A 12,758-nucleotide genomic window follows, 5' to 3' on the forward strand; every position below is an offset into this window, starting at 1 on the left:
GCGGAGCCCTAGATCTCCTCGATCTCGAAGTCGGCGGCGTACCAGTCCAGCGCGAGGACGACGACGGCCCCGACGACCGCGACGCCGGCGAAGGTCAGCAACACGTCGGTCGAGAAGCCCACTTCGGTGCGGACCTCGACGACCGGCGCGCGGAGCGCGCCCACGACCAGCGCGACGAGGAAGGAAAGCGTCACCTCGCGGTTGCGGTCCAGCGCGTACCGCACGAGCCGGGAGATCGTGAACAGACCGACCAGCCCACCGCCGACGAAGGTCAGGACGACGGTGCCCGGACTCACCAGCGAGTCCAGCGACCCCCCACTGACGAGCCCGGCCAGTCGGTCGACGAACACGGAGAGCGTCTCGGACAGCCGGGTGTACTGCCCCAGGATCACGAGCAACAGCGATCCCGAGATGCCGGGGAGGATCATCGCGCTGACGGCGACCATCCCGGCGAGGAACACGATCGCCAGCCCACCGCCGACGAGCGTCTCGATCTCCCCGGAGAGCAGGAAGGCGGCGGTAAACCCGACGACGGCGGCGGCGACCGCCTCAGCGCTCTGGATCGAGATGGCGCGCAGCAGGACGACCGCCGAGGCGGCGATGAGGCCGAAGAAGAAACCGAAGAGCAGGACCGGCGCCTCCTGATTCAGGACGTGGACCGCCCGCGTCACGACGACGACGGCGGTGAGGATCCCGGTGAGCAAGATGAGCAGGAACCAGCCGTCCACCTCGTCGAAGACGGCCTCGGCCGAGCGGACCGAAACGCCGCCGTCGAGCGGCGTGAGCGCTTTCAGGAAGGCGAGCACCTGGCCCGGCGTGACGGCCGTGACCGCGGAGATGAGCCGCTCGTAGATCCCGGCGATCAGGGCGATGGTGCCCCCGGAGACCCCCGGGACGGCGTCGGCGCTGCCCATGAAGAGGCCGATCAGGAAGGTCGAGGCCCACTCGCGTAGCGGCGGGACTGAGCCCCCGAGCGTCGGTCGCTCCTCGGTCGCGTGGTCCGGCGGTGACGGCATTCACTCGGAGTATCACGAACTCGGTGAAGTCTCTTGGGAAACGCGACGGACCCGGGGGCCTCGCCGTGGACTTTTGCCCCGCCCGGCCCCACCGCGGGGTATGGACGCGAACGAGCTGACGCGCGAACTGGTGGCCATCCCCAGCCACGACTCGGAGGCCGCCGCCGGCGACCGGATCGAGCGGTGGCTCCGCGAGCACACCGACGCCGCCGTGACCCGGGACGACGCCGGCGAGGACGAGGGAAGGGGCGGGAACGTATTCGCCCGAAAGGGCGAGGGAGAGACGACGCTCGCTCTCGTGGGGCATCACGACGTGGTGCCGCCGGACGAGTCACAGGTCGACGAGGACGGCGCGTACGTGATCGAGGAACGCGACGGGCGCATCTACGGCCGCGGCACCGCCGACATGAAGGGCGCGCTCGCGGCCGCGATGGTCGCTTTCGCCGAGTGCGATCCGGCCGGCGAACTCGTCTTCGCCTCCTTCGTCGGCGAGGAGGTCGGCGGCGTCGGCGCGCAGGCAGCGATCGACGACGGGTTCGCGCCGGACTACGCAGTCGTGACCGAGGGCTCGACGGGCTACTCGGCGCCGGGGGTCACCGACGTCGCGGTCGCGCACAAGGGCCGGCGCGGCAGCACGATCACCGCCCGCGGCGAGGCGGCCCACGCCAGCGAGGTCGAGCAGGGCGAGAACGCCATCTACCGCGCGACCGACGCGGTCGAAGTGATCCGGGACCTCGATTTCCCCGCCACGTCGGTCCTCGGACACGAAATGGAGGGGTCGGTCGCCGTCACCGAGATCGAGGGCGGCTCGGCCATGAACGTGCTCCCCGAGCGCTGTACCCTCACGGTGGACGAACGCACCGTTCCCGGCGAGCGCGCGCCCCTCGACCGCGTCGAGGAGATCGAGGGGGTCGCGTGGACGGTCGATCAGGACCTCCCGCCGATGGCCTGCGGGGACGCCGACTTCGCCGATGCCGTCCTCGACGCCGCCGACGCAGCGCAGGAGGGTGCCCCCGAACACGTCGTCAAACCCCACGCGACGGACGCCGGCTGGCTCACCGAGGCGGGGACCGACTGCGTGATCTGTGGCATCGCCGAACCGGGCGAGGCCCACACCGCAACGGAGAGCGCGTCGCTGGACGTCATCGAGCGGTGTGCCCGGACCTATCGCGATCTGGCCGAATCCTTCTCCGGATAGAAAGCACTTACCGGCCGCCGCTGAAGTCGGTCTCGATGACACGACGGAGGGCCCTCCTCGGGGCGCTGGCGCTCGCCAGCGTCGGCACACTCGCCGGCTGTGCCGGCGACTCGACTGGCCGAGGCGAGGACACGCCGACGGCCGGGACGAACAGGCGGGAACGTGGCGCGGCCGACCCGGTTTCGGCCAGTCGGACCTACGACCGGAGCCGGTACGCCTTTCTCGACGACAGGCACGCGGTCCGGTACGCCGCGACCGGGAGCGCCGAGACGCCGATCCCGACCGGGACGCCGGAGTATCCCGAGCAGTACGCGACCAGTCCGTTCGAGGAGTGGGGAAGGACGAACACGGCCAGCGTCGCAGCCGACCGGGTCGGGACCGTGCTGGAAGATCGGGGATTCGGGTCGGTCTCGGTCGGGTACACGCTGGACCACGACGAGTACGGCTTCGCGGCGAACGTCGATCTGACGACCACGCTCGCCCGGGACGGCCGCGTCCTGTCGACGCCCGAACCGGACTTCGATCCGGTCGTCGAGGCCACACCTCGCTCCGTCGACGTGACTGTCCGTCTGGCCGATCAGGAGTACTCGCGGTCGGTCCCGGTGTGGGTCGCAGAGACGACCGAGCAGGAGCAGTGATCAGAACAGGTCGTCCGGATCGGCGTCGGTCTGGTCCTTGCGCTCGACGGCGAGGGCCTCCAGGGCCGCGCCGAGGTCGGCCTCGTCGGGCAGGGCGTGGATCTCGCAGGAGAAGGCGACGTCCTCGGTCCGGAGCGTCGATTCGATGGTAAATGCATGGGTCTGGAACGGGCCCAGTTGCTCGGTGACGAGTTCGAGCACGGCGGCGTTCACGTCGCCGACGTACTCGGGCGGAGTGTGCTCGACGCCGGTCTCGAGGACGTTCGCCCAGCCGTCGATGAACCCGCTGGTCATCACGTTGCCGAGTTCCTCGATGGCGCTCTCGTGCATGTCGGTGAAGCCGTCGCCGTCGGGCTCGATGGGCAACATCGCCTCGGCGATGTTCGTGGCCGACGCCCTGTCGAAGAGGACGATCAGCGAGCCGCTCGGCGTCCCCTCGAACGCGACGGTCGTGCCGACGTAGTCGCCGTCGCCCAGCTGGGCGGCGACGTCGTCGACGGGCGTGAAGGCGATGCCGGCCAGCTCAGTTTCGGTCTCGACGCCGGTCATCTCCGTCACGCGCTCGGCCGCGGCCGCGGAGCCCTCCTTGGTCAGGTCGCTGAACACCGAGAGCTTCTCGAGGGGGATCGAGTCGGTCCCCTCCTCGATGCCGAAGAGGCCGTCCTCGTCCGGGTCGAAAGCGTCGGCCGGTTCCTCGGCCTCGTCCGCGTCGGTCTCGGCGAAGACGGGGTCCAGTGCCGCGCGGTCGGGTGCGAGGTAGACGTCGATTCGGCCCGCAGCGTCCCGCCAGGTGATCGAACTGTGGAAGACGAGCGCGCTGTCGGTCTCCGGCCCCGTCGGGTCGAGCTGCAGCGCGTCGGCGTCGGGGTCGTCGAGGTAGGTCGGGGCGGTCATCTCCAGCCCGGTCCCGAGGTGGTCGCCCCAGTCGGTCGTGAACGCGCCCATCAGGATGTTGGCCGTCTCTTTGAGCGCGGCGGAGCCCATGCCGTCCTCGGCGCCGCCGACCAGCGCGTCGACGACGGCCTCGGTCGCCGGCCGGTCGAACAGCAGGAGTGCGGTCCCGGACAGCGTCCCGGCGATGTCGAACCGGACGACCTCGTAGCCGCCGGTCTCGATCCGCTCGACCACGTCCTCGCGGTCGACGAGCAGGATCCGCGTCGACCCGATCGCGGTGCTGGCGCCGGTCAGGTCCGCCAGCGCACGGTTCGCCCGCTCCGTGCCGTCCCGCGCGAGCAGGTTCAACGCCTCGAGCGAGTCCATGTCGACGTACATCTGTTGGGTCACCCGCCGCGGTCCCGCGCCGTCGCGTCGACGCGAGCGTGGAAGGGATGTCACCATATCTCACGACAGGTGTGGAATAGCTGTTTCCCCGCTATTATCAACGCTGGGACTGGCGGGACACTGCCGGTGAACCAACCCCTTTTGTCCGGGCAGCCGAAGGGTCGGCCATGGCAACCGACGACGCCGGGGAATCCCCAGTCTACGAGTCGTTCCAGGACCACGTTCGCCGGATGACGAACGTCGGGAACGCGGCTGGAGTCCTCGGCTGGGACCAGCAGGTGATGATGCCCGAAGGGGGGACGCCCGCCCGCTCCCAGCAGACGGCCGCGCTCTCGGCGCTGCACCACGAACTGCTCACCGACGACGCGCTCGCGGAGTCCCTCGATTCACTCGACGGCACCGACCTCGACGCCGAGCAGGCCGCAGTCGTCCGCGAAGTCCGCCGGGAACACGAGCGGGCGACCCGGGTCGACGGCGACCTGATCGAGGAGATTTCGGAGACGACCTCGAACGCCCTCCCGACGTGGGAGCAGGCGAAAGGCGAGGACGACTGGGACGAGTTCGCGCCGACGCTCGAACGGATCGTCGAACTCAAGCGCGAACACGCCGCCCAGATCGACCCCGACCGGGACCCCTACGAGGTGCTGTTCGAGGAGTACGAGCCCTACCTGGGGATCGACACCGCCGAGCGGATCCTCGAGCGACTCCGGGAGGAGCTGGTCCCGCTGATCGACGCGATCGACGACAGCGACGTCGACCTCGCCGATCCCTTCGAAGGGACCTACGACGAAACGCGCCAGGAGGAACTCGTCCGCGACGCACTGGATACGCTGGGGTACGACTGGGACCGCGGTCGCCTCGACACCGCCGCCCACCCATTCTCAATGGGCAACCAGTTCGACGCCCGCGTCACGACGCGGTTCAAGCCCGACGATCCCCTCGACGCGCTCGGGTCGACCATCCACGAGTTCGGCCACGCCACCTACACCCTCGGCCTCCCGCAGGAGCACTACGGGTCGCCGCTGGGGCAGTCCCGTGACCTCTCGGTACACGAGTCCCAGTCCCGGCTCTGGGAGAACCACGTCGGCCGGTCGCGGCCCTTCTGGGACCTCTTCGCGCCGACGGTCAACGACCACCTCGGGACGGACGTGGCCCCCCGGGACCTCTACGAGGCCGCGAACCGGATCTACCCGGACAACCTCATCCGGGTCGAGGCGGACGAACTCACCTACCACCTCCACATCATCCTCCGGTTCGAGATCGAACGCGACCTCGTCCGCGGCGACCTGGCGGTCGACGAGATCCCGCAGGTCTGGAACGACAAGATGGAGGAGTACCTCGGCGTCCGGCCCGACACCGACGCGGAGGGCTGTCTGCAGGACATCCACTGGACCCACGGCAACTTCGGCTACTTCCCTACCTACTCGCTGGGGAGCGTGCTCGCGGCGCAACTGTTCGCGGCGGCCGAGGACGACCTCGGAAGTCTCGACGAGGAGATCCGAGACGGCGAGTTCGACCGCCTGCACGACTGGCTGACCGAGAACGTCCACCGCCACGGCTGCCGGTACACCACCGACGACCTGATCGAGGCGGCCACCGGCGAGGCGTTCACCGCCGACTACTTCCTCGACTACGCCCGCGGGAAGTTCGGCGACCTGTACGACCTCTAGCGCCGGGCCGTACGCTTAACCCTCGCGGCCGCCTACGCGGGGCCATGAGCGACCTCAATCTGGACCCCACGCAACTGGACCGGTACTCCCGGCACATCATCATGGACGGCATCGGGCCGGCCGGGCAGAAGGCCCTGCTCGACGCCGACGTGCTGGTGCTCGGGGCCGGCGGCCTCGGCTCGCCGATCATCCAGTACCTCGCGGCCGCGGGCGTGGGCCGACTGGGCATCGCCGACGACGACGTGGTGGAACGGAGCAACCTCCAGCGCCAGATCGTCCACGCCGACGCGGACGTGGGCCGCCCGAAGGCCGAGAGCGCCGCCGAGTTCGTCGCGGATCTCAACCCCGACGTGACGGTCGACGTCCACGAGCTCCGGGTCACGGCCGAGAACGTCGACGACCTCATCGCGGACTACGACTTCGTGGTCGACGGCAGCGACAACTTCGAGACGCGCTTTCTCGTCAACGACGCCTGCACGCTCGCGGGCGTCCCCTTCTCCCACGGCGCCATCTACCGCTTCGAGGGCCAGGTGACCTCCTTCACCCAGGGCCGGCCCTGCTATCGCTGTCTGTTCCCCGAGGCCCCGCCGGCCGGCGAGATCCCGGACTGCTCGGAGGCCGGCGTGCTGGGCGTCCTCCCCGGCACCGTGGGCTGCATCCAGGCGACTGAAACCGTGAAGTGGATCCTGCAGGACGCCGGCGTCGCCCCGGAGGCCGAACTGCTCGACGGCCGGATGATCTTCTACGACGCGATGGACATGACCTTCGAGGAGATCCCGGTCGAACCGAACCCGGAGTGCCCGGTCTGCGGAGAGGAGCCCGCCATCTCCTCGGTCGCGGACGTCGAATACGTCGAGACCTGCGCAATCGGCGCTGACTGACCGCGCGGCCGGCCGGCACAGCCCCCGTCGCGACCGAGTGGTTTTCATTTTCGATAATTTGGCGCGTATATTTATGGTGGATTTTCGACAAGCAGTAGGGACACAGGTCGATCGTCCCGATGTCGATATCATCACCCGAAACCAGACTGCCCGCGCTCGGCCTCCGCAAGCCCGACTACGTCGAGTCGGTGTTCGCGCTGGTGTTCGTCTGGGGCTTCGGCGACGCCGTCTCGACGCTGATCGCGCTCACCTTCACCGGCGACGTGGGGATGGAGGCCAACCCGCTCGTGCGGCGGCTGCTGGCCCACGAGCCCATGCTCCTGCTCGTCATGAAGGGGGCCGTCGCACTCGTCGTCGGCGTCACCCTCCTGACTTACCGCGACACCGTCGAACGCGTGCCCCTCTGGCGGCCCTGGTTGCTCTCGGTCACCTGCGTCGGGACCTTCATCGTCGTCTCCAACGTCTACGTCGGCCTCACCGCGATCTGATCCCGAGGGGTTCGGCTGCGAATTCTTCCCCCGTCCAGCGCCAGCATCCGACGTACGGCTCGGTTCCGTCGAGGGAGACGATCAGGTAGTGATAGCCCGGCCAGGTCGCCTGCCGCTCGTCGGTCGCGCTCGGCTTTGGCGGTCCATTCGGATGCGAGTGGGCGAAGCCGACGACGTCCCGTCCCGCGTCCTCGATGGCCTGCATGTGGGCGAGTTGCTCCTCCGGGTCGAGTTCGTAGGCCCGTGTCGGGTCGGCCGCAACGTTCTCGGCCCGGCGATACCGGTCTGCCAGTGCGCTCACGGCTCGTGCCTCACCGTTCGCGGTCGCCGAGTCCTCCCGGTGGTCGGACTCGCTCCGCCCACCGAGCACGCCACAGACTTCCTCGGGGGCGCCTTCGCGGGCGTAGGCGATCAGGTCGTCGTACACCTCGCGAGTCAGCGCGAACATCTCAGGCGAGCGCGCCCGGGAACGGGCGGACCACGTCGCTCGGCGGGACGTCGAACAGGTCCGGGTGACAGAGCGCGGCCAGGTGCTCGAGTGTGTCGACCAGCCGCGGCCCCGGCCGGTTGACGTAGTGGTGGCCGTCCATCGCGAAGACCCGGCCCGCCTGGACCGCGGTCAGGTCCGCCCAGCCCTCCCGGTCGGTCAAGTCCGCGCGGTTCCGCTCGGTCTGGTCCAGTCCGAACCCACAGGGCGCGGCCACCAGCACCTCGGGATCGTACTCGCTGACCTCCGCGAACTCCCGCGGTTCCGAGCGCGCGCCGGGGTCGGCCATCCCGTACTCCCCGCCGGCGGCCGCGACCATCTCGGGGATCCAGTGGCCGGCGACCATCACGGGATCGAGCCAGTCGAGCACCGCCACCCGCGGGCGTTCCTCTGCCGCCGCGACCCTCCGCTCGACGGCCGTGACGCGCTCGCGCAGGTCGGCGACCAGTTCGGCCGCTCGCTCGGCCTCGCCCACCGCGTCCCCGATCCGGCGGATATCGGCGAACACGTCGTCGAGACTGTGGGGATCGGTCGTCAACACTACGGCGTCCAGATCGAGGCGCTCGACGGCGTCGCGGACGAGGACCTCGTCGACCGCGCAGACGTCGCAGATCCCCTGCGAGACGATCAGGTCCGGGTCCAGTCGTTCGAGCGTCTCGTCGTCGATCTCGTAGACGCCGCCGTCCTCGTCGGCGGTCGCGACCTGTTCGTTTATCTCCCGGCTGCTGGCCTCGGGGTCGACGCGCGAACGATTGACGGCGGGGACCTGGGCGGCTTCGGGCGGGTAGTCGCACTCGTGGGAGACGCCGACTGGCTCGAGCCCCAGCGCGTAGACGATCTCGGTCGCGGAGGGAAGCAGGGAGACGATGCGCATGCTCGGTCATGGACCGCCGACCCCAAAAATCAGAGGTCCCGCGGCTTGTCCAGATCCACGTCCGTCTCCCCGGCGAGGCCGACGACCCACTCGAGGGGGACGAGTTTCGTCCGTCCGCCCACATCCAGCCGGACCTTGTCCGGCTCGTTCTCGCGGTGCTGGTGCTCGATCGGCGGCGCTTCCGCCACGAGGCCCTCGGTGGTGTGGCCGTACACCGAGCTGTCCGGGCCACCCTCGTAGTAGATCAGGTGGTCGCCCTCGACGTATCGGGAGGGAGCCGGGGATCCCTGCCCGGGTTCGCGGGCCGTCGCCACGGACCGCTCCTCGGGGTCGACCAGCAGCGCATCCCCACCCGCACCCTCGAATTCGCCGGCCCGTCGCGCCAGTCGCTCCTCGACGACCGCGAACCCCAGTACCTCGTCGACCTCGCGCGCGGCCTCCCAGTCCGCGAGCGTCGTCGACAGCGCCTCGACCGAGATCTCGGCTCTGCCCGTCGCCTCGAGCGTCGTCCGCTCGACGTACCGGTCCCCGGCCACAGTTTCGTACTCGACGACGAGGCGAAAGTCGACCTGTTCGTTTTCAGATACAACCTCGACGTCGAACTCTCGGCCCGCGATCGAAACCTTGCTCATCTGGGTTCACTCTACCGCTCTACACGTTATTCGTTCTCTTTATTATGTTTCCGGGTTCTATCAGAACCGTGGATACAAGAGCCAGGAGCGGGGAGGAAAACCGATGACGGCGACCGAGTCCGGGACCTATCGCGTCTACGGGATCGACGACGGCGAGGGGCGACTGCGCCTCGTCGAGCGGGGCACCGAGGAGCCGACCGTCGTTCGCGCCGACGGGTACGACGAACCGCTCGCCGGCGCGATCGCGGACCTCCGCCCCGGCCACCTCGTCGACGCGACGCTCGACTGGGGGACGGAACCGCCGACGCTCACGGACCTGACCGTCCGGACGGAGACGCTGCTGTTCGCGGCCGACGGGACACCGGACATCTTCGAGCGGGCCCAGGACACCTTCGAGCAGGCCCGGATAGAGGAGATGCCGATCTACCCGACGACGACCCACGACACGGACGGCGAGCCCAACGGCGTCCTCTACACCGTCGCGAAGCAGGCCGGCGAGCGAGACCTGTTCGCCGAGTTCTGCGACGGCCGCAAGACCATCGAGCCGATGCTCGGGAAGCTCCAGGAGGGCGGCGCCGACCCGCCCTACGAGGTGTTCTGTCTCCGGCCGGCGACCGAGCCGTTCTTCGTGATCTACATCGCGCTGGACGCCGGCGGCCTGCTCGCCGAGACGCTCCACGACGAGTACGACCCGGCGCCGCCCTGAGCCCCAAAGACCCAAGCCGCGCTCGCCCCTACCCGTGGGCATGTCCGCTCCCGAGGACGTCTACGAGCGCATCGAGAACCGCCTCGTGAGCCACGGGCTCTACGTGACCGACCTCGAACGGGGCGAAGAGGCCCTCGAGGTCACCTACGAGACGGTCCACGTCGACGCGGATGCGGAGGCGCCCGGCGTCCCCGACCGGGACATCGGCCGCCTCTGTAACGTCCTCCGGGAGTTCCGCGAGGAGGGCTGGGACCCGGTCGACCTCCGGGCCGTCGCCACCACGCTGGAGGGGGAGCGGCTGGGAACCTGGCGGGCCGAGGCGGCGTGGTTCCGTGAACTCGGCCGCGACGACATCACCGAGACGGAGTTCTCCCAGCGGGTGCTCGAGACGGTCGAGACGCCTCCGTAGATTGCGGCAGGACCGGCAGGCCACCGGCACGGTTAACTGCCGGGCACGCGCCGCTCACTCGCATGGACCTACCCGTCGTCTGGGAGAACCGCGTGCGCTTCGAGGAGACGGACCTGCAGGGCGTCGTCTTCTACGGCAACTACGTCACGTTCCAGGACGAGACCTTCTCCGCCTTCCTCCGTGCGGTCGGCTACAGCTACAAGGACGTCGAATCGGCCGGCTGGGACGTCCACGTCGTCAACGTCGACATGGACTACCGCGGCCAGGCCGGCTTCGCCGACGAACTGGTCCACGGCTACCGGATCGAGCGCATCGGCGAGTCGAGCATGACCGGCGAGTACGTCGCCCGCCGGGCCGAGGACGACGAACTGCTCGCCGAGGGCTCGGTCACCCACGTCGCCGTCGACGGCGAGACCGGCGAGCCCCGCCGCATCCCCGACGACTTCCGCGAGGCCATCGCCCAGTTCCAGGACCGACCGCCCGAACAGCCCGGCGACTGAACGGCCGCCGAGCGGTCAGCAGACCGGTTTCGGGTCGATCCCCATCTCTTCCAGCCGCTCGGCGTAGTCGTCGTAGGCGGCGGCCACGGCGTCCGTCGCCGTATCCATCGCTCGCTCCCAGTCCGCGTCGCCCTCGCAAAGTTCGTCCAGCAGGTCGAGTCCAGTCTCCAGTCGGTCCTCCGTCGCGGTCCGGACCTCACGGATCAGATTCGCCCGGCGCTCGTCGGCCTCGTTGACGAAGAAGTTGACCGCCTGGAGCAGCGTCCGGTCGAGCACCAGCGAGGCCCCGACGAGGCCGGCCGCCGCCCGCGCCACGTCGTCGTCCTGCCCGCCGACTCCGGTTTCGAGGTCGTCGGCAGTCTCGGCGGCGTCCTCGCTTCGGCCCGCCTGCAGGCGCTCGACGTGCGTGCCGGCGGTCTCTGCGGCCGCCCGGAACGCGTCCGCCGCCGCCTCGTCCGCTGCCGCCTCGGCCCACCGCTCGAACGTCTCCCGGTGGTATCGTTCGGTCGCGGCCAGCACGCCCAGCACGGTGTCGGCGTCGAGGTCGGCCCCCGTCGCGGCCAGCAGCGCCTTGTCAGAGCCGAGTCGTTCGAGCGCCGTGCGCTCGTCCTCGCGGACGCGTTCGAGAAACGCCTGTCCGTCCATGATCCCATCCTTGGCGGGCAGGTGGCTTAGTTTCCGGGGCGTCGGGAGCGGGTCGATCGCCCTGGCTCGCGTCGGGTCGTTTATTCGCCGCCGCGGCCTATCGGGGCCCATGAGCGACTATCCCGATCCGGATGTGGCCGTCGACGCCCGGTCGCCGGCGTGGCTGGCCGACCGGCTCGCCGCCGGTGAGCCCGTCAGGCTACTCGACGTGCGCAACCGCGACGAGTTCGAGGCGTGGCGGATCTCCGGCCCCTCGGTCGCGGCCACCCTCGTCCCGTACATGCAGTGGCTCCAGGCGGAGGTGCAGGGTTCGGTCGCGGACCGCGCCGCAGAAGTCGACGGCGAGGGCCCCATCACCGTCGTCTGCGGGGAGGGCGAGGCCAGCGCCTACGTCGCGGGGCTGCTCACCGAGGCCGGCATCGAGGCCCACAACCTCGCGGAGGGGATGACCGGCTGGGCGCGGGTCGCCCGGACGGTCGACATTCCCTGCGACGCCGCCACCGTCGTCCAGTTCCAGCGTCCCGCCAGCGGCTGTCTCTCCTACCTCGTCGTCTCCGGCGACGAGGCCGCCGTGATCGATCCCCTCAGAGCGTTCACCGAACGCTACGTCGACGCTGCCACGGAGCGCGGCGCCGAGATCACGACCGTCGTCGACACGCACGTCCACGCCGACCACGTCAGCGGCCTCCGAGACCTCGCCGCCGAGACCGACGCCCGTGCGTTCATGCCCCGACTGAGCGTCCAGCGCGGCGTCGACTACGACGTGGCGACGATCATCGACGGCGAGGAGATCGCAGTCGGCGACGCTTCGCTCCGGGCAGTCCACCTCCCCGGCCACACGACCGGGATGACCGCCTTTGCGGTGGGGGACGTGCTCCTGACCGGCGACAGCCTGTTCGTCGAATCGGTTGCGCGCCCGGACCTCCAGCGCGGCGAGGGCGGCGCGGAGGCGCTCGCGACCCAGCTTCACGAGTCGCTGACCGCGCGGCTGGCCGACTTCGACGAGGATACGCTCGTGGCGCCCGGCCACTACAGCGAGGCCGCCACGCCCGACGACGACGGCAGCTACGTCGCGCGACTCGGCGAGTTACGCGACCGGCTGCCAGTCTTCGAGATGGACAGGGCGGAATTTACCGCCCGCATCCTCCGGGACATGCCGCCGCAACCGGACAACTACGAGCGCATCGTCGCCGCCAACCTCGGGCTGGAGGACCTGGACGACGAGGCCGCTTTCGAGGTCGAACTTGGCCCGAACAACTGCGCCGCCGGCCCGTCGCTTGGGGAGTAGTCGTCCGTTTCGTTTCCAGCTAGTGATGAAAACTGAATTCGAGCT

General features: G+C 69.7%; 15 protein-coding genes. 9 read left to right on the forward strand and 6 right to left on the reverse strand.

Translation table 11 applies throughout. The annotated features are described in order from the left end of the window. Positions 1-8: 8 nt before the first annotated feature. Positions 9-1,016, reverse strand: a complete 1,008-nt coding sequence (locus tag U5918_RS07720; RefSeq protein WP_336000663.1) for a DUF368 domain-containing protein — start codon at positions 1,014-1,016, stop codon at positions 9-11. A gap of 100 nt (positions 1,017-1,116) precedes the next feature. On the opposite strand from U5918_RS07720, the gene U5918_RS07725 reads away from it, so the two are divergent. Beyond that, the gene (locus tag U5918_RS07725) at positions 1,117-2,214 is read left to right on the forward strand and encodes a M20 family metallopeptidase (RefSeq protein WP_336000665.1); all 1,098 of its coding nucleotides are present in this window, start codon (positions 1,117-1,119) and stop codon (positions 2,212-2,214) included. A gap of 35 nt (positions 2,215-2,249) precedes the next feature. Beyond that, the gene (locus U5918_RS07730; protein ID WP_336000667.1) at positions 2,250-2,852 is read left to right on the forward strand and encodes a hypothetical protein; all 603 of its coding nucleotides are present in this window, start codon (positions 2,250-2,252) and stop codon (positions 2,850-2,852) included. Here the strand turns inward: U5918_RS07730 and U5918_RS07735 are convergent, their stop codons facing one another. Next, positions 2,853-4,124, reverse strand: coding sequence for a chemotaxis protein CheC (locus U5918_RS07735; RefSeq protein ID WP_336000669.1), 1,272 nt, complete (start codon positions 4,122-4,124; stop codon positions 2,853-2,855). Positions 4,125-4,300: 176 nt separating this feature from the next. On the opposite strand from U5918_RS07735, the gene U5918_RS07740 reads away from it, so the two are divergent. The 3 genes from U5918_RS07740 to U5918_RS07750 all read left to right on the forward strand — a co-directional run bounded on the left by U5918_RS07740 (position 4,301) and on the right by U5918_RS07750 (position 7,172). Next, positions 4,301-5,803 carry a carboxypeptidase M32 gene (locus tag U5918_RS07740; RefSeq protein WP_336000670.1) on the forward strand — a complete coding sequence of 501 codons (1,503 nt, stop codon included), beginning with the start codon at positions 4,301-4,303 and terminating at the stop codon, positions 5,801-5,803. Between the two features lie 44 nt (positions 5,804-5,847). Continuing rightward, entirely contained in the window at positions 5,848-6,684 is an 837-nt protein-coding gene (gene ubaA / locus U5918_RS07745; RefSeq protein WP_336000671.1) for an SAMP-activating enzyme E1, read from the forward strand. Between the two features lie 119 nt (positions 6,685-6,803). Beyond that, complete coding sequence (locus U5918_RS07750; protein WP_336000673.1) at positions 6,804-7,172, forward strand: DUF5658 family protein; 369 nt, start codon at positions 6,804-6,806, stop codon at positions 7,170-7,172. On the opposite strand, the gene U5918_RS07755 is transcribed toward U5918_RS07750, so the two are convergent. Genes U5918_RS07755 through U5918_RS07765 form a run of 3 tightly spaced genes read right to left on the reverse strand, consistent with a single transcriptional unit; the run spans position 7,159 to position 9,165 of the window. After that, positions 7,159-7,620 carry a desampylase gene (locus U5918_RS07755; protein WP_336000674.1) on the reverse strand — a complete coding sequence of 154 codons (462 nt, stop codon included), beginning with the start codon at positions 7,618-7,620 and terminating at the stop codon, positions 7,159-7,161. The genes U5918_RS07750 and U5918_RS07755 overlap by 14 nt on opposite strands. Position 7,621: 1 nt before the next feature. Beyond that, a complete protein-coding gene (locus U5918_RS07760) occupies positions 7,622-8,533 on the reverse strand; it encodes a cobalamin-binding protein (RefSeq protein ID WP_336000676.1) in 912 nt (303 codons plus the stop codon). A gap of 29 nt (positions 8,534-8,562) precedes the next feature. Further along, positions 8,563-9,165 (reverse strand): hypothetical protein, encoded by a 603-nt coding sequence (locus U5918_RS07765; protein WP_336000677.1) that lies wholly within the window; start codon positions 9,163-9,165, stop codon positions 8,563-8,565. 103 nt (positions 9,166-9,268) lie between these two features. On the opposite strand from U5918_RS07765, the gene U5918_RS07770 reads away from it, so the two are divergent. The 3 genes from U5918_RS07770 to U5918_RS07780 all read left to right on the forward strand — a co-directional run bounded on the left by U5918_RS07770 (position 9,269) and on the right by U5918_RS07780 (position 10,780). Beyond that, positions 9,269-9,871 carry a DUF6663 family protein gene (locus tag U5918_RS07770; protein ID WP_336000679.1) on the forward strand — a complete coding sequence of 201 codons (603 nt, stop codon included), beginning with the start codon at positions 9,269-9,271 and terminating at the stop codon, positions 9,869-9,871. 40 nt (positions 9,872-9,911) lie between these two features. Further along, a complete protein-coding gene (locus U5918_RS07775) occupies positions 9,912-10,280 on the forward strand; it encodes a DUF8159 domain-containing protein (protein WP_336000680.1) in 369 nt (122 codons plus the stop codon). A gap of 62 nt (positions 10,281-10,342) precedes the next feature. Beyond that, positions 10,343-10,780 (forward strand): acyl-CoA thioesterase, encoded by a 438-nt coding sequence (locus tag U5918_RS07780; RefSeq protein WP_336000682.1) that lies wholly within the window; start codon positions 10,343-10,345, stop codon positions 10,778-10,780. A 15-nt stretch (positions 10,781-10,795) separates the two neighbouring features. On the opposite strand, the gene U5918_RS07785 is transcribed toward U5918_RS07780, so the two are convergent. Then, entirely contained in the window at positions 10,796-11,425 is a 630-nt protein-coding gene (locus U5918_RS07785; RefSeq protein ID WP_336000683.1) for a rubrerythrin family protein, read from the reverse strand. 109 nt (positions 11,426-11,534) lie between these two features. Here U5918_RS07785 and U5918_RS07790 point away from each other — a divergent pair, with 109 nt between their 5' ends. After that, positions 11,535-12,713: an MBL fold metallo-hydrolase gene (locus U5918_RS07790; protein ID WP_336000684.1), complete on the forward strand. Its 1,179-nt coding sequence runs from the start codon at positions 11,535-11,537 to the stop codon at positions 12,711-12,713. The last annotated feature ends 45 nt before the right edge of the window (positions 12,714-12,758 follow it).

The sequence above is a fragment of the Halorientalis sp. LT38 genome (assembly GCF_037031225.1).
Lineage (GTDB): Archaea > Halobacteriota > Halobacteria > Halobacteriales > Haloarculaceae > Halorientalis > Halorientalis halophila.